This is a genomic window from Aquidulcibacter sp. (assembly GCF_020253525.1).
Classification (GTDB): Bacteria; Pseudomonadota; Alphaproteobacteria; order Caulobacterales; family Aquidulcibacteraceae; genus Aquidulcibacter.
In genome coordinates, this window is the sequence record NZ_JADCBK010000031.1 from 13,039 (window position 1) to 27,529 (window position 14,491).

Sequence of the window (14,491 nt, forward strand, 5' to 3'; positions counted from 1 at the left end):
AACCTCGGTGCGTAACCGGACTTTGCACGCTCCCGAAGGTTCACTTCGGGGGCGTGTTTTGTAGAAAGCCATCATGACAGAAATCCCCGCTCAAAACCTGCCCGGCCAAAATCCCGGTGACGTCCAGCCAAAACGGCGCATTGCCGATTGGAAGGATTATCTCGACCTGATGAAGCCCCGCGTGATGTCGCTGGTGATCTTCACAGCCGTGGTCGGCTATGTGTGTGCGCCGGGGGGGCATAACCCAATCCTGGGGGCTTTGGCGATTTTTGCCATCGCGATGGGGGCAGGGGCGGCTGGTGCGCTCAATATGTGGTATGATGCCGATATTGATGGCTTGATGAAACGCACCCGTATGCGCCCCGTGCCAGCAGGCCTTGTCCATAAGGATGAAGCCCTTGCTATGGGCATTGTGATGAGCATTCTTTCGGTCTTGCTTTTGGCCTTGACCGCAAAGGGCTATCTGGCGGCAAGCTTGCTTGCCTTCACCATCTTCTTTTACGCCGTGGTTTATTCCATGTGGCTCAAGCGCTCGACGCCGCAAAACATTGTGATCGGCGGCCTTGCCGGCGCTTTGCCGCCCTTGGTGGCTTGGGCTGCGGCAACAGGCGACATGCCTTTAGATGCCTGGCTGTTGGTTGGCATCATTTTCTTCTGGACCCCACCCCATTCCTGGGCCTTGGCTTTGTACAAGGCGGGCGACTATGCTTCTGCCAATGTGCCCATGATGCCCGTGGCCAAGGGGCCTGCTTCGACACGTTTGCAGATTTTCCTCTATTCGATTGCCCTCGTCATCGTCGGTGTTCTTCCGGTTTGGACCGGTCTTGGCGGCCAAATTTATGCGTGGGTGTCGGTTTCGACAGGGCTTGTCTTCCTTCTGTTGGCTTGGCGGGTTTTCCGCTCCCGCGCAGGCGATGCAGATGGCCGGGAAGAAGGCCGCGCGCTTTATTCCGATAAGCAGATCGACAATCGGCCCGCCCGCGACCTCTTCGCCTTTTCGTTACTTTACTTGACGGCGCTGTTTGCCGCATTGCTGGTTGAACATGGATTTGGCCTGCACACGGCTCTTTTCGCCTAAGGCTTTCGTCTTAGCTTAAGGGGCACTTGCTCCACCCAAAAACCTTTGCAGGTTCTGAAGGCAGAAATGATGAACGATAAAACGCCCCTCGACCCGATCGCCGCCCGCAATCGTCGCAGCGTGGCCATTGCGCTTTGCCTCTTTGCCTTTGTCGCCATTGTGTTTTTAGTCACGATGGTTCGCCTTCAAGGCCACGCCCTCAACAAGCCCTTTTAGGAGCGCACCCCATGGCTATGACCAAGACAGTACGTTTCGGATTGATTGCAGGTCTGGTGCCTTTGGCTATGTTAGGGGCATCTTATGCAGCCGTGCCGCTTTATCAGCTGTTTTGTCAGGTCACGGGCTATGGCGGCACAACCCAAGTGGCAACCGAAGCGGCCAGCAAAGTCCTAGACCGCACTATCCAAGTGCGCTTTGACGCCAATGTTTCCCCCGGCGTGCCATGGTCCTTCAAGCCTGAAAAGCCCGTGGTGACGTTGAAATTGGGCGAAAATGGCTTGGCCTTTTACACGGTGAAGAACGAGTCCAATCGGCCAGTCACCGCAGTGGCCACCTATAATGTCACACCACACAAGGTTGGCCCCTATTTTCAAAAACTGGAATGTTTCTGCTTCCAAGATCGCACGCTGCAGCCGGGCGAGAGTATGGAATTGCCGGTGATCTTCTATGTCGATCCGTCGCTGGCCACCGACCGCAATGTCGATGAAGTTACCGAAGTCACCCTGTCTTACACATTTTTTGAGGCAGGGGATAAACGGATCGAACAAGCACAGGCCGGCGGCGACGCAGCCTCTGTGATAAGACAGTGAAGGAAGCTGAAGTAAAACGGCTTTCTGTGGTTGCCTCTTTCGGCAAGAACGCGCTAAACGACTAGATGAACTTGGGGATTCCCGCGCCTAAAGTGTCGGGACATAGTACAGGGCCAAAACATGGGTCACGCCGCCGTAAAACATGATTACCACCTCGTAGAACCGAGCCCTTGGCCGGTTGTATCGTCACTGGCACTTTTCATTCTGGCCATTGGTGCCGTTATCTTTATGAAAGGCTTTGTTGATGATCCGCTGTCGGTCATCCAGGGCTATTTCGCCAATGAAGAGGCAGCAAAGGCCGCTTTGGCAGGCGGCTGGAAAGCTGTTGAAGCTGGCTTGCAAGCCAATGCTGGCTTCCAAGGCTTGGATCCTGCTTTGCAGGCCAAGACCATTGCCGATTTCAAGACCTCGCAGCAATGGTATTGGTTGTTGGGCAAGGGTGACCCGATCATTTTGGTCGCAGGCTTCTTGTTCACCCTCTATGCTATGGCCTCGTGGTGGGGCGATGTGATCAAGGAAAGCCACAAGGGCGATCATACGCCTGTTGTCGGCATCGGCCTGCGTTATGGCATGATCTTGTTCATTGCGTCTGAAGTCATGTTCTTCGTGGCTTGGTTCTGGATGTTCTTTGAAGTCGGCCTGTTCGCAGATGAGCGCACCCTGTCGACCATTCCAGAAGTGGCAAGTGCTTGGGCTACTTGGCCACCTGAAGGCGTTGAGACGCTGGATCCATTCCACTTGCCCTTGATGAACACGTTGGTTCTCTTGCTGTCGGGCACAACTGTCACTTGGGCGCACCATGCGCTGCAAGAAGGCAATCGCAAGTCGGCACAATTGGGCCTCTTGATCACTGTTCTGTTGGGCTTGGGCTTCACAGGCTTGCAAGTTCTCGAATATCAGCATGCTTTGCATGGTGAGTATTTTGGCTTCGGTGGTGAGATCGTTGGCGTTTATGGCTCGTCCTTCTTCATGGCGACGGGCTTCCATGGCGCACATGTGATCATCGGTACCATCTTCCTAGCGGTCTGCTTGTTCCGCCTGATGGCTGGCCACTTTACGCCAAAGAAGCACTTCGGCTTTGAAGCAGCTGCTTGGTACTGGCACTTCGTGGACGTGGTGTGGCTGTTCTTGTTTGCCTTCATCTACGTCGCTTTCGCTTAAAGTAGCGCTATATCTTCAATCGAGTGGGCGGGAGGCAACTCCCGCCCATTGTCGTTTAAGGCCCGCGCTTCTGCAAAACCTGTCCGCGCGCGAGATCGGATGTGCTAAGAGGGCCAAACAAAACCGGAATGGATCACCTCGCGTGACTGGACAGCGATAAATGGCGGTAAGTGTGTGGAAAGCAGGGTTGCTCAGCCGATGTCCCAATTGCGGGCAGGCACCCCTATTTGATGGGCTGTTGACGATCAAGCCCGTGTGCCCTTCGTGCAAAGCTGACTTTTCCATCGAAGATGCGGGCGACGGCCCAGCCGTTTTTGTCATTCTAGCCGCCGGGGCAATTTGTGTGCCCTTTATCCTGATCGCCGAATTGGCGCTGCGGCCGCCGATCTGGCTATTGATCCTGATTGCGCTGCCCTTCACCGCCGCTGTGTGCATTGGCCTGTTGCGCCCCTTCAAATCCATGATGTTTGCCATGCAGTGGCGCTATAAGGCCGGCGAAGGCCAACAGGCCCGGAAGCAAGCCCATGACTAAGCCGCCCTTGGTTGAAACGCCCGAGGGCTGGGTGCCTTCGGGGCTGAAAGTGCGTGGCAAGGCTGGCAGCAAGGCCACTCCCGCGTCCACACCTGCCATGGCCCCACCTGACGCGCGTCCACCAACAGGGCCAGCCAGTTCCAATCCAACCCCGCCAGAGCCCCCAAGCGAACTGCCCGTTACCAAAGCGGGCGACGGGTCGGGAGCCCGGTTTCGTCCTATGCCGGTTCTGACCATTTTATCGATCATCTGCTTGGGCATTCTTTATGTGTTGGGCGATTGGCAATGGGCGAAGTTTGTTGAGAAATCGCGCGCGCCTGCCGTCGCTGCTGCCACGGCCCCCGTCTCGGTTTCAGCGGGCCTTCAGTCCCCCCAGCCTGAGTATCGACCTGTTGAGCTGACCGGCCTGATTGACCCGCGCAGCGTGCGGGTGCGGGCGCTGCGCAATGGGATCAATGGCTATCGAATCTTCACCCCAGTTGTCATGGAAGATGGCTGGATCTTTGTCGATCGTGGTTTTGTGGCGGAAACTGAAGTGGACAAAGTGCCCGTCCTGTCCGGGCAGGTCAGCTTACGGGGCGTGCTGCGCAAAGGCGCAAAGGCCAATAGCTTTACCCCTGATAATGATCCCATCCGCCAGGATTGGTATTGGCCAGACTTGCCAGCCATGGGGGCCAGTTTGAAACTGACCGGTGGCTCACCTGCCTATTATGTCGCCCTCAATCTGGTAGATCCTTTGGCGACCGGTCAGATGCAAATCAACCCGTGGGCAGACAGCAAAGGGGCCAACCAAATTCCGCCTGAGCGGCATTTGGGCTATGCCTTAACATGGTGGGGGTTTGGCTTCGCGCTCATCGGGGTCTATACGGGCCTGCATCTGCGTACCGGCCGTCTGCGTTTTGGGCGCTCCCCAACCTAAACTTCAACACGATAAAGCAAACACATGCGCTATATTTCGACCCGTGGCGGGTCTCCTTCGGTTTCCTTCTTCGACGCGCTTCTAACGGGCCTCGCCCCAGATGGCGGCCTATATGTGCCCGAAAGCTGGCCGCAATTAAGCGGGGAACAAATTCGCGCTGCGGCGACCGCCCCCTATGCGGAGACCGCAGCCGCCATCCTGTCTTTGTTTGCGGGCAAAGACCTTTCCATGAAGGAAGCCATTGGCCTGACCGAGGAAGCCTATGGCGGCCAATGGGCCAATCCCGGCATCACGCCGGTGCAACAAGTGGGGCCGGGCGACTATATTCTCGAATTATTCCACGGGCCCTCGCTTGCCTTCAAAGATATTGCCATGCAGCTGTTGGCGGGCCTTTATGGTTTGGCGCTAGAGCGTCGCGATGCCCGCTTAGCGATCGTGTGCGCCACCTCCGGCGACACGGGTGGGGCGGCAGTTGAAGCGTTGAAAGAGACAGACCGCGTCGATTTATTCGTTCTCATGCCTAAGGGTCGCGTCTCTGATGTCCAACGTCGTTTCATGACGGCATCGGGCGGCGACAATATTCACGCGCTGAATATTGATGGCGATTTTGATACGGCCCAAGCTATCGTGAAGGCCATGTTTGCCGACAAAGCGTTTGCCCAAGAAGTTGCGCTATCGCCGGTCAATTCGATCAATTGGGCGCGCATCATGGCCCAGTCGGTCTATTATGTCGTCGCCTCGTCGGCGCTTGCGATTGCAGGCCCGGTTAATTTCACCGTGCCATCGGGCAATTTTGGTGATGCCCTGGCAGGCTTTGTTGCCAAGATGATTGGCGCGCCGATTGGCCGGATTATGATCGCAACCAATGCCAATGACGGTATCGCAAAAGCCTTTGAGACGGGCACCTATGCCAAGTCCGCCGCAAGCCTTGCCACCTTAAGCCCTGCCATGGATATTAGTGTGGCCAGCAATTTTGAGCGGATCGTCTATGAAGCCGTGGGCCGCGATCCGGCAGTCCTCAAAAAACTCTATGATGGCTTTGCCCAATCCGGCTCGTTTGATATTCCAGCCCCCGCCCTTGCGATGCTGAAACAGCATTTTGACGCCTTTGGCGTGGATGACCAAGAAACCCGCTGGGCCTTGGCTGATTGCTTTGAGCAAACTGGCGAAGTCTTGTGCCCACATACTGCGGTGGGCTGGCGCGCCCGCTTTGGTGAGGATGAGATTACTGGCGCACGCGTCCTATTGGCCACCGCCCACCCGGCCAAATTCCCAGAAACGGTTGAGGCCATTCTGGGCCAGGCACCGGGCCTGCCCCGCCATTGCGCAGACTTGTTTGACCGTAAGGAAGTGATGGTCGATATGCCCGCCGATGCTGCCGCGGTGAAAGCCTATATTCGCGCCCATATCGGCACCTCGGCATGAGCGCTGCGAGCTTAAAGACCCTCTCTAATGGTGTGCGCGTGCTGATGGACCCGATCCCGGGCCTTGCCAGCACCTGTGTCGGCGTATGGGTGAAGGCGGGCACACGGGCTGAGACCTTGCGCGAAAATGGCATTGCCCATTTGCTGGAGCATTTGGTGTTCAAAGGTGCTGGTGGGCGCGATGCGCGCGCTTTGGCCGAAGAGGCCGAAGGCCGTGGCATCTATCTTAATGCGGCAACTGGTTATGAGCGGACAGGCTTTTTTGCCCGTTGCTTGGCTGAGGATGCTTCCTTTGCTTTGGGTTTGACGGCAGATCTTGTCCTCAAGCCCCACTTGCGCCCGGAAGATTTGGCACTCGAAAAAGGGGTGGTGCTGCAGGAAATTGGCGAGGCGTTTGACGACCCCGAAGACCGCTGTGGCGTTTTGCACCAATTTGCTGCTTTCCCCGATCATGCTTTGGGCAGGCCCATATTGGGCGATGAGGCAAGCCTTGCCGGGATTGATCAAGACGCCATCAATGCTTTTCGCAGCCGCACTTATGCCCCCTCCAGCATGCTGGTTGCCGTATCGGGTGCCTTGGACGCGGCCGAGATTGAAGACCAAGTAGAACGCGCCTTTGGCGATTTAGCCCCATTTGAACCCGCCGCTTCTGTGCCCGCCAAAGTCGGTGGCCGGGCCTTGAGTGAAGTGCGCGATGCCGAACAAGTCCATCTGACCTTTTCCTTGCCCGGCCCCCGCTTGGGCAGCGATGAAGCGATTGCCGCGCGTGTGATGTGTGAGATTTTGGGTGGCGGCATGGCCTCGCGCCTGTTCCAAGACCTGCGTGAGACCCGTGGCCTGGTCTATTCGGTGGAAGCCTTCTGCGACCTTTATGAGGATGCGGGCCGCATTTGCGTCTCTGTCGGGTGCGGTGCCTCTGATGCGACCGATGTTGCGCGCCGCACCGCCGATCATTTGGTGCACATGGCCGAACAGGGCCCAACGCCCCTTGAGCTTAAGCGCGCGGTTCGCATTCTTGAAGCCAGCATGATGATGGCCGCTGAAAGCCCCGCCGCACGCTGTGAGGCTGCTGTCAGCCAGACCCTGCTTTATGGCCGTCCGCTGCCGCTCGCCGATATTTCAGCCCGCATCAGGCGGGTAGAAGCCGCTGGGGTGCAACAGGCAGCCCGTGCGGCACTGACGGCTGGGGAACAAGGTTTTGCTGCGGCTGCAGCGATTGGTCCGGCTTCAGGGCTTGCAGCGGCACCCCTTTTCACGGCAAGCTTCGCCTGAACCGCACAAAAGGACCACACCGGGGTGTTTCTAAATCTGGTCAGCCCAAGTGAAAGCAAGCTGCGCCTTGAAGGCGAGGGCGTCTATCTGCGTGAAGCGCAAAAGGGCGATTATCAGGCTTGGGCGGATTTGCGGGCGGCAAGTGAAAGCTGGCTTGTGCCGTGGGAGCCAGAATGGCGCTTCGATGAATTGTCGCGCGCTTGCTATCTCTGGCGCTTACAAGGCTGGCGGCATGACATCAAATTGGGTCTAGCCGCACCCTTTTTGGTTTTTCGCTCCAGCGATGATGCCCTCGTCGGCGGGGTCAATATCTCCAACATCCGCCGTGGCGTCGCGCAAGATTGCACGATTGGCTATTGGGTCGGCCAACCCTTTGCCCGCCAAGGCTTTACCCGCGCAGCAGTCCGCGCTGTTGTCGCCTACGCCTTTGGACCGCTCGGCCTCCACCGGGTACAGGCCGCCTGCGTACCCACCAATTTCCGCTCACGCGGGCTCTTGGAAAGCATTGGCTTCCAAGAAGAAGGCTTGGCCCGGCAATATCTGAAGATCAATGGCGAATGGAAAGACCACGTCCTCTACGCCATTCTGGCCAATGAATTTCATGAGGGCTTGTTGAAGGCGTGAGGAGCTTTGGGCGGTTATGTGCGCTGGGACAGGAATGCACCATGGTCTAGGAAAAGCGGAAACTCAGCGGTTCGTAAATCCCAAAACTTGGAACGGCTTCAAGCCGCACTCCGCTGGCCTTGAAGCCGTCGGACAATTCTTTGTGCGCGCCCAAACTCGAACAAAGCCTTTGCGAAGGCACAGCCTGCGGCAAAGGCTGTCCAAAGCGAGAAACGGCTACGCCATTGGCGCTAGGTCGCGTCAAAGCGGGACCAATACTCTAGGTCGACCTTTGGCCGACAGGAGAAGGTCTGCTTTGGAGGGGATAGAGGCGGAAGCGGATGTTCATCGGCAAAGGGGATGAAGCCTCAAAGCTGAACTGCGTGCTTCTTACCTCCAGCAAAGTCAAACAGAAGTTGGACGGAACCCAGTACTCGCGCTTGGTCGTGGAGTACATCCTTCGGGGGCGAACGCTTTCCTTGCCGCGATTATTGGGCGTTCGACCCACGCTCGATGCGCCTCGTCCAGCCTTTGAGCACAGCATTCATGACAGTCGCTGTGCCAGATTGATTTCACTTACCACCGAGGCAGGAGATACGCTTAGCACAAAGTCAATTACGGAAAGAAAGTCCGCAACCGGAATAGGTACTTGCTTTGGAAACTTCCCAGTCAATATGTCATCTTCAACCTCTGCGGTCGCTATATTGCCTGGATTAACAACGGTAACAGCCAACCTTGGTACCTCGAGTCGAAGCGCTTGAGCCATGCCGCGCAGGCCATATTTTGAGGCCGAGTTTGCAACTTCGCGGGTGGCGTTGTTGTCGAGTCCGGATAATGCACCGATCACAATGAAACGTGGGTCGCCCGATTGAATGAGGTTAGGTAGCAACCGACGGACCAGTTTAATTGGACCGGCTAGGTTCACTGCCAACACTCGATCTATGTCTTCTTCTGCCCCAGCCTGAAAGCGATAGGCATTTGTAAATGCTCCTACCTCCCATGTTCCACCAGCGTAGATAATGGTGTCAATGGGCACATCCTTTAGACTATCCGAGATAGCTTCAAGTCCCTTTTTCGAGGCTATATCAGCCTGAATCCACGCGCCAAACAGAGACTTTGTCCGGGACACGCACCAAAGACGCTCAACTTTCCCAATGAAGTACTTGCTTACCTCGAGCCCGAGACCTCGGCTACCTCCAACGATCAGCATCGAACGCCTCAAGAATCACCCATTGAATCTAGCACGGACAGTTTGAGACGGGTCGCGTAGGCTTCGGCGTAGGCTGCTAACTCAGCGTCGTTCAGCCCGTCCCAAATGACGCGGTCAACGATGAACGGAGACTCCCATTTCATCCCGCAGACGCGCACAGTTTGTTCCAAGAAAGCGAAAAAACAGTCGAGGGAATATCGGACGTCGAAAGGTTGCGTGCCAGCCCCGCCGTAGCTGTCTACCGCCCCAGAGATTGTGCAGACTAGCCAGAACCGTTTCCCGTTTAGGTGGGTTCCTTCCGGTCCGTATGCGAAGCCATATGCGAGCGCGTCGTCTAGCCATTTCTTCGCGATAGCTGGAACGGAGTACCAATGCATCGGGAACTGCAGGACGATCGTTTCATTTGCGCTGAGCAACTCGGCTTCTCGGGCGCAGTCAATTCGAAAGTCAGGATATGTGCGCGCTAGATCATGTACGGTTACACCCTTCACGCCCTGTGCGGCTTGAACTAGGGCGCGATTATAGCGACTACTATCAGGATCACTGTGAGCATAGATTACCAGCACAGACATCAGTACGACCTTTCATCCATACAACCTTGAAAGCCTTAAACGACTTGGCAGAAAGCGCAGGGCTTAGGCCCGGAACCTGCTCCGTCTTGCATAATCGGCCACCTTAACATACGCTACGTATGTCACGCATACGCAATGTATGTCAATGAGGTTAGGATGCAACGTAAGTCTCGAGAGGAAATGATTGCGAGCACTCGTGCGCGGCTTATTGCTGCGGCGCGACTTGCTTTTGGTCAGAAGGGTTACGCGGCAGCGTCAATGGATGATCTGACTGCAGCTGCCGGACTAACTCGAGGTGCGCTCTATCATCATTTTGGAGGCAAAGAAGGCTTGCTGGAAGCCGTCGTTCAACAGATCGACGGGGAGATGCGAACGAGATATGAACATGAGTTTGCAGCAGCAGGTACCAATTGGACAGGCTTTAAGGCCTGCGCCCATGCTTATCTCGATATGGCACTAGACCCTGAAACCCGGCGCATTGTGCTTCAAGATGCGCCCGCTGTCCTTGGAACGCGATTTCGGGAGATTGACGCGGCTTCATCGCTTGCTCCTATGACCGAGAGCCTTTCTAAACTTATGGACTCTGGCGAAATCAAAAGAGCGCAACCTGAGGCTTTGGCCCGCCAAATCAATGGGGCATTGGTAGACGCCGCGTTATGGATTGCATCCGTGGAAACACCAGAAAGTGCTTTGGCTGCGGCGCGCGAAGCATTCGATGTCTTAGTTGATGGTTTAAGGCTAAAGCAAAACTGACAAGTTTTTGTCCGCATTACATGAGTGGCCGATTTGATGGCCCATTATGCCGTACCAGACTTCAAAGCAACACCAAAGCAGGATCAAATCCGTTACAAGTAGTAGCATGCGCTTTGCGCCGTAGGGTGCATTCCATTCATGGAATGCACCATCGTCAAGCAAGGCCGAAGCTCGAACAAAGCCTTTGGGGGGCAAAGGCCGTCTAATTCTAAAAGGCCAAAGCCACGGTCCTGGACACGGTGCATTCCTAGCGGAATGACACCCTACGGCGCGGGTGCCGCGGCTGCCATTTACAAGTCGGCTGCAGCGCAGTCTATTGAGTGGGAAAGAACCCGAAGTCTGCAACTCATGATGAGCAAATGTAGACTTCTTTTCACGCAACGCTTACGGCCCGATCATGAACAGGCAACCAAAGATACGGCTTTCTCGACTGCGCGATATTGGCTGGCGGTTCTGGGACCCCATTGGACTAGCGGGTGCTGAAGGGGCGTGGGAAGATAGCGCTGCAGCGGATGAATACGACGGCTATCTATTGACTGTAGCTGCAATGATAAAGCGCGGCGAGAGCAACGATAGTGCGGTGAAACATCTCATTTGGGCCGAAAGCGAACACATGGGCCTGGGCCTACGTATCGACACCCAGGCGCGCGCGGACGCAACAATCGCTGCTATTCACGCTGATGATCAACTTTGGAACGAAGGGTAGGATGCGCTTTGCGCCGTAGGGTGCATTCCATTCTTGGAATGCACCATGGTCAACGAAAGGCCAAAACCCGCACGAACCCTTCGCGGCGGCAAAGGCCGCCGAAGTCTAAAAAGCCAAAGCCAACGCCAGCGTCATGGGAACGGTGCATGCCTAGCGGAATGGCATCCTACGGCGCGACACGAATGGTTGGGGCTAGGATTTTACTGCAGTCGTTTCGGTGACACTGATTTGAACCATTAGTCCTTTGGTGGATCACTCTTTCGGTAGAATAAGATCCCGGCAAAACACAACAAGCCAAGTCCGAGCACCAACATCGCCCCAAAAATCTTCGGAAACTCAAAAAAGCGGGCATTAATGGCTGAACCTGCCAAGGTGGCGCCAACTGTAGCGAGTGTAATCACGGTGACAGACGGATAACGCATCGGAAAAGATGGGCATTGTTTGGTCGTCTGGGCCAGACATCTCCATTTCAATTCTGCTTGATGGTTGTCGCCAGCCATGCGCTTTGCGCCGTAGGGTGCATTCCTTTCATGGAATGCACCATGGTCAAGCGAAGTCAAAGCTCGAACAAAGCCTTTGGGGAGGCAGAGCCTGCGGCAAAGGCTGTCCAAAGCGAGAAACGGCTACGCCATTGGCGCTAGGTCGCGTCAAAGCAGGACCATTACTCTAGGTCGACTTTTGGCCGAAAGGAGACGGTCTGGTTTGGGTGTAAGTTCTTGGGAAGCAAACAATTGTTTTCCATAACGCCGGATTGCGGGCGTTAACTAGGCAAACGAGTTCTTTGGGGCCACGCAGGCTTGCAACTTAGCAGATTTTAAGACGCTATAATCAGGGTGTTTTTGAAGTTAATTTTATCCGCGTGAATTCTTTTCCACCTATGAAGCCAGGACCTGCAACACTTACTTCATATTCTTCAGCAGCCTTGAGGGGTCTTGAATTTCCAGCCAAACTATAATGGCGAGGCACGTTTGGATAAGTAAATTTGCTGATACACGAAGCTCGATGGCCATCTCTAAGATATATCTGCCAAACTGGGATCACCTTCCCTTCGGACGTGTGATAGATATCAAGATCTGTGACGCAAGGGGTCTTGTTCCCCTTCACTAAAACTTCAACTTCAATTTGACCGTTATCTAGCTGAACAACACTCACTTCATTCTGCAATTGACAAGAAATCAGCGTCGCAGTCACCGCCAGACCCACCAGCTTTAAAGAGGTAACTTTAGAGGCCATTTTCAAGGTGTTTTTGAAGGTAATTTTATCCGCGTGAATTCTTCCTCGCCCACGAAACCCACCCCAGTTACACTCACGTTATAAACATTCCCTTCTTTGAGGGGTCTTGGGTTCCCCGCCAAACTATAATGGGGAGGTACGTTTGGGTAAGTAAATTGGTTGACGCAGAAATCCATCCGACCTTCGTTGAGAAAAATTTGCCAATCCGTGATCATCTTTCCCTCGAAGACATGATAAATATAAACGTTTTTTACACAGGGGCTTTTGTTTCCGCGCACTGAAGCCGCGACCTGAATCACGCCATTCTGTTCTTGAACGACTTCAACTTTGGATTCCATTTGACATCCAATAATCAAAATGATCGGAATAAAGGTTAGGGATTTCAGGCAAATATTGCTAAAGGCCATAAATACCTGACCCTCTTAGTCGGTTTGCAAGGGCTTGCATTTGCGCCGTGGCCGCATTGCCATTAGCTGCTCCTTGTTCAGCATAGTCTCCAACCATCTGAGCCTGCCCCTCAAGAGTTTCGGTCGCAAAAATTGTATTCCTTAACTGATAATCGTCCACCTTATTCCGAACTAGTAGCATGCGCTTTGCGCCGTAGGGTGCATTCCATTCTTGGAATGCACCATGGTCAACGAAAGGCCAAAGCTAGAACAAAGCCTTTGCAGAGGCAGAGGCTGTCGAAGTCTAAAAAGCCAAAGCCAACGCCGTCGTCATGGAAACGGAGCATGCCTAGCGGAATGGCACCCTATGCCCGCCCGGCATTTTGGGAAATCTGCCAAGGCTCCAGCCCAAAGCGGCTGATGGCATCTTCCCATTTGTCATCCAGATTAGAGGTGGCAAACACCGCATCAATATCGCCTTCGGTGACCAGCCACGCATTGTCCATGATCTCAGCTTCCAGCTGGCCCGCATCCCACCCCGAATAGCCCAAGGCCAGAGTTGCGCGGCTGGGCTTACGGCCTTGGGCGATGGCTTGCAGGACGTCGCGCGTGGCGGTCATGCGCAGGCCCCCCATAATGGGCTGGGTCGTCTCATCGCTCGCCCAATCATCGGTGTGGAGTACAAAGCCGCGGTCGCGCTGACAGGGCCCGCCATCGAGAACGGGGATAGCGGGAACCCGGATCGAGCAGTCGATCCCCAATTGGTCGAGAAGATCTGGCAACATCAGCCGCGGCATCGCCCGATTGATCACAATGCCCATGGCGTGGGTTTCATCATGATCACAAACTAAGATCACCGACCGTTTAAAGCGACGGTCTGCCATCGAAGGCGTAGCAATCAGGAAGCGTCCGACCAGCGAGTTTCTCATAATCGTAATCGTGTTGCCAAAATCCCCTGCTGTCTAGTGTGAATTTTAATTTTTGACGCTAGGGAAGGGGTTCAAATTGTCGCACCCCCGGCAGGCCGCTCGGACAGGGGCGGGTAAAGACGGCGCCCAGTTTTGTTCATGGCCACGTCTTTGATTCACACAAGCGATAGATTATCTAGCACGCATGCGGCTGGCGCTGACGCCCTTTGGCGCAACTATGGTTTGGCCGCCATGATGGAGAACGACAGATGACAATCAAAGTAGGCGACAGCCTTCCCGACGCAACCTTCATGGTCCCCACCGCTGACGGTCCAGCACCGCGCACCACCGCAGACATTTTTGCCGGCAAAAAGGTCGCTTTGTTTGCTGTTCCAGGCGCTTACACGCCAACTTGCTCGGCCAAGCATTTGCCGTCGTATAAGGAAAAGGCCGCAGAATTGGCCGCTAAAGGCGTTGATGCCATTGCGTGCTTGTCGGTGAATGATGTGTTCGTCATGGGCGCTTGGGCCAAGGATCAAGGCGTTAGCGATGAGATCATCATGCTGGCCGATGGCAGCGGCAATTTCGCCAAAGCGATTGGCCTTGAGATGGATGCATCGAAGTTTGGCATGGGCGTGCGTTCACAGCGCTTCTCATTGGTCGCCGATAATGGCGTGGTGACGCATTTGTTCGTTGAAGCCCCAGCCGAATATAAGGTTTCGGGCGCAGAATATATGCTCGAACATATCTAAGCCGCGCGCAGACCAGCGCTGCCCCAGAGCTTGGACAGTTAAACCCCGCCTTCGTGTCAGACGCAGGCGGGGTTTTGTTTTTAGGACGCGGGCGTCCAAGTTTGGCCCACACAAATCGGGCCGACACAGCCTTTGACCTCCAATTTGCCATCGCGCTTCAATCGGAACTCGCT

18 protein-coding genes are annotated in these 14,491 nt (G+C 55.1%); 12 read left to right on the top strand and 6 right to left on the bottom strand.

Annotated features, from left to right (window positions below; genetic code table 11):
* Nucleotides 1–73: 73 nt before the first annotated feature.
* The 9 genes from IOB61_RS04145 to IOB61_RS04185 all read left to right on the top strand — a co-directional run bounded on the left by IOB61_RS04145 (nucleotide 74) and on the right by IOB61_RS04185 (nucleotide 7,819).
* On the top strand, nucleotides 74–1,078 hold the full coding sequence (locus IOB61_RS04145) for a heme o synthase (protein WP_290812636.1): 1,005 nt from the start codon (nucleotides 74–76) through the stop codon (nucleotides 1,076–1,078).
* Nucleotides 1,079–1,144: 66 nt separating this feature from the next.
* On the top strand, nucleotides 1,145–1,294 hold the full coding sequence (locus IOB61_RS04150; RefSeq protein ID WP_198533982.1) for a hypothetical protein: 150 nt from the start codon (nucleotides 1,145–1,147) through the stop codon (nucleotides 1,292–1,294).
* 11 nt (nucleotides 1,295–1,305) lie between these two features.
* Nucleotides 1,306–1,887 carry a cytochrome c oxidase assembly protein gene (locus IOB61_RS04155; RefSeq protein ID WP_290812641.1) on the top strand — a complete coding sequence of 194 codons (582 nt, stop codon included), beginning with the start codon at nucleotides 1,306–1,308 and terminating at the stop codon, nucleotides 1,885–1,887.
* 120 nt (nucleotides 1,888–2,007) lie between these two features.
* Nucleotides 2,008–3,048, top strand: a complete 1,041-nt coding sequence (locus IOB61_RS04160) for a cytochrome c oxidase subunit 3 (RefSeq protein WP_290812644.1) — start codon at nucleotides 2,008–2,010, stop codon at nucleotides 3,046–3,048.
* Between the two features lie 160 nt (nucleotides 3,049–3,208).
* A complete protein-coding gene (locus IOB61_RS04165) occupies nucleotides 3,209–3,580 on the top strand; it encodes a DUF983 domain-containing protein (RefSeq protein WP_085337958.1) in 372 nt (123 codons plus the stop codon).
* The gene (locus tag IOB61_RS04170) at nucleotides 3,573–4,499 is read left to right on the top strand and encodes an SURF1 family protein (RefSeq protein ID WP_290812649.1); all 927 of its coding nucleotides are present in this window, start codon (nucleotides 3,573–3,575) and stop codon (nucleotides 4,497–4,499) included. The genes IOB61_RS04165 and IOB61_RS04170 overlap by 8 nt, the downstream gene beginning before the upstream one ends.
* A 24-nt stretch (nucleotides 4,500–4,523) precedes the next feature.
* Nucleotides 4,524–5,924 (top strand): threonine synthase, encoded by a 1,401-nt coding sequence (thrC, locus tag IOB61_RS04175; RefSeq protein WP_290812652.1) that lies wholly within the window; start codon nucleotides 4,524–4,526, stop codon nucleotides 5,922–5,924.
* Nucleotides 5,921–7,195, top strand: a complete 1,275-nt coding sequence (locus IOB61_RS04180) for a pitrilysin family protein (RefSeq protein ID WP_290812654.1) — start codon at nucleotides 5,921–5,923, stop codon at nucleotides 7,193–7,195. The genes thrC and IOB61_RS04180 overlap by 4 nt, the downstream gene beginning before the upstream one ends.
* A gap of 24 nt (nucleotides 7,196–7,219) precedes the next feature.
* The gene (locus IOB61_RS04185) at nucleotides 7,220–7,819 is read left to right on the top strand and encodes a GNAT family protein (RefSeq protein WP_290812656.1); all 600 of its coding nucleotides are present in this window, start codon (nucleotides 7,220–7,222) and stop codon (nucleotides 7,817–7,819) included.
* Nucleotides 7,820–8,342: 523 nt separating this feature from the next.
* Here IOB61_RS04185 and IOB61_RS04190 read toward each other — a convergent pair.
* Both IOB61_RS04190 and IOB61_RS04195 read right to left on the bottom strand, forming a co-directional pair.
* Entirely contained in the window at nucleotides 8,343–9,008 is a 666-nt protein-coding gene (locus IOB61_RS04190) for an SDR family oxidoreductase (RefSeq protein ID WP_290812659.1), read from the bottom strand.
* Nucleotides 9,009–9,016: 8 nt separating this feature from the next.
* Nucleotides 9,017–9,580, bottom strand: coding sequence for an NAD(P)H-dependent oxidoreductase (locus IOB61_RS04195; protein WP_290812662.1), 564 nt, complete (start codon nucleotides 9,578–9,580; stop codon nucleotides 9,017–9,019).
* Between the two features lie 156 nt (nucleotides 9,581–9,736).
* Between IOB61_RS04195 and IOB61_RS04200 the strand changes: the two genes are divergently transcribed.
* Both IOB61_RS04200 and IOB61_RS04205 read left to right on the top strand, forming a co-directional pair.
* Entirely contained in the window at nucleotides 9,737–10,333 is a 597-nt protein-coding gene (locus tag IOB61_RS04200; RefSeq protein ID WP_290812665.1) for a TetR/AcrR family transcriptional regulator, read from the top strand.
* Nucleotides 10,334–10,730: 397 nt separating this feature from the next.
* Complete coding sequence (locus IOB61_RS04205; protein WP_290812668.1) at nucleotides 10,731–11,039, top strand: hypothetical protein; 309 nt, start codon at nucleotides 10,731–10,733, stop codon at nucleotides 11,037–11,039.
* A 236-nt stretch (nucleotides 11,040–11,275) separates the two neighbouring features.
* Here the strand turns inward: IOB61_RS04205 and IOB61_RS04210 are convergent, their stop codons facing one another.
* The 4 genes from IOB61_RS04210 to IOB61_RS04225 all read right to left on the bottom strand — a co-directional run bounded on the left by IOB61_RS04210 (nucleotide 11,276) and on the right by IOB61_RS04225 (nucleotide 13,587).
* Nucleotides 11,276–11,539 carry a hypothetical protein gene (locus tag IOB61_RS04210; protein WP_290812671.1) on the bottom strand — a complete coding sequence of 88 codons (264 nt, stop codon included), beginning with the start codon at nucleotides 11,537–11,539 and terminating at the stop codon, nucleotides 11,276–11,278.
* A 328-nt stretch (nucleotides 11,540–11,867) separates the two neighbouring features.
* Complete coding sequence (locus IOB61_RS04215; RefSeq protein WP_290812674.1) at nucleotides 11,868–12,272, bottom strand: hypothetical protein; 405 nt, start codon at nucleotides 12,270–12,272, stop codon at nucleotides 11,868–11,870.
* A 2-nt stretch (nucleotides 12,273–12,274) separates the two neighbouring features.
* The gene (locus IOB61_RS04220; RefSeq protein WP_290812677.1) at nucleotides 12,275–12,610 is read right to left on the bottom strand and encodes a hypothetical protein; all 336 of its coding nucleotides are present in this window, start codon (nucleotides 12,608–12,610) and stop codon (nucleotides 12,275–12,277) included.
* A gap of 413 nt (nucleotides 12,611–13,023) precedes the next feature.
* Entirely contained in the window at nucleotides 13,024–13,587 is a 564-nt protein-coding gene (locus tag IOB61_RS04225) for a YqgE/AlgH family protein (protein WP_290812680.1), read from the bottom strand.
* A gap of 248 nt (nucleotides 13,588–13,835) precedes the next feature.
* On the opposite strand from IOB61_RS04225, the gene IOB61_RS04230 reads away from it, so the two are divergent.
* Entirely contained in the window at nucleotides 13,836–14,318 is a 483-nt protein-coding gene (locus IOB61_RS04230) for a peroxiredoxin (RefSeq protein WP_085337902.1), read from the top strand.
* Nucleotides 14,319–14,491: the final 173 nt, after the last annotated feature.

Excerpts from the sequence above, each read along its gene's own strand:
- IOB61_RS04220 (WP_290812677.1), bottom strand. The coding sequence starts at position 12,610 with ATGGAATCCAAAGTTGAAGTCGTTCAAGAACAGAATGGCGTGATTCAG.
- IOB61_RS04160 (WP_290812644.1), top strand. The coding sequence starts at position 2,008 with ATGGGTCACGCCGCCGTAAAACATGATTACCACCTCGTAGAACCGAGC.
- IOB61_RS04215 (WP_290812674.1), bottom strand. The coding sequence starts at position 12,272 with ATGGCCTCTAAAGTTACCTCTTTAAAGCTGGTGGGTCTGGCGGTGACT.
- IOB61_RS04170 (WP_290812649.1), top strand. The coding sequence starts at position 3,573 with ATGACTAAGCCGCCCTTGGTTGAAACGCCCGAGGGCTGGGTGCCTTCG.
- IOB61_RS04195 (WP_290812662.1), bottom strand. The coding sequence starts at position 9,580 with ATGTCTGTGCTGGTAATCTATGCTCACAGTGATCCTGATAGTAGTCGC.
- IOB61_RS04200 (WP_290812665.1), top strand. The coding sequence starts at position 9,737 with ATGCAACGTAAGTCTCGAGAGGAAATGATTGCGAGCACTCGTGCGCGG.
- IOB61_RS04210 (WP_290812671.1), bottom strand. The coding sequence starts at position 11,539 with ATGGCTGGCGACAACCATCAAGCAGAATTGAAATGGAGATGTCTGGCC.
- IOB61_RS04165 (WP_085337958.1), top strand. The coding sequence starts at position 3,209 with ATGGCGGTAAGTGTGTGGAAAGCAGGGTTGCTCAGCCGATGTCCCAAT.
- IOB61_RS04145 (WP_290812636.1), top strand. The coding sequence starts at position 74 with ATGACAGAAATCCCCGCTCAAAACCTGCCCGGCCAAAATCCCGGTGAC.
- IOB61_RS04180 (WP_290812654.1), top strand. The coding sequence starts at position 5,921 with ATGAGCGCTGCGAGCTTAAAGACCCTCTCTAATGGTGTGCGCGTGCTG.
- IOB61_RS04190 (WP_290812659.1), bottom strand. The coding sequence starts at position 9,008 with ATGCTGATCGTTGGAGGTAGCCGAGGTCTCGGGCTCGAGGTAAGCAAG.
- IOB61_RS04205 (WP_290812668.1), top strand. The coding sequence starts at position 10,731 with ATGAACAGGCAACCAAAGATACGGCTTTCTCGACTGCGCGATATTGGC.
- IOB61_RS04150 (WP_198533982.1), top strand. The coding sequence starts at position 1,145 with ATGATGAACGATAAAACGCCCCTCGACCCGATCGCCGCCCGCAATCGT.
- thrC (WP_290812652.1), top strand. The coding sequence starts at position 4,524 with ATGCGCTATATTTCGACCCGTGGCGGGTCTCCTTCGGTTTCCTTCTTC.
- IOB61_RS04155 (WP_290812641.1), top strand. The coding sequence starts at position 1,306 with ATGGCTATGACCAAGACAGTACGTTTCGGATTGATTGCAGGTCTGGTG.
- IOB61_RS04225 (WP_290812680.1), bottom strand. The coding sequence starts at position 13,587 with ATGAGAAACTCGCTGGTCGGACGCTTCCTGATTGCTACGCCTTCGATG.
- IOB61_RS04230 (WP_085337902.1), top strand. The coding sequence starts at position 13,836 with ATGACAATCAAAGTAGGCGACAGCCTTCCCGACGCAACCTTCATGGTC.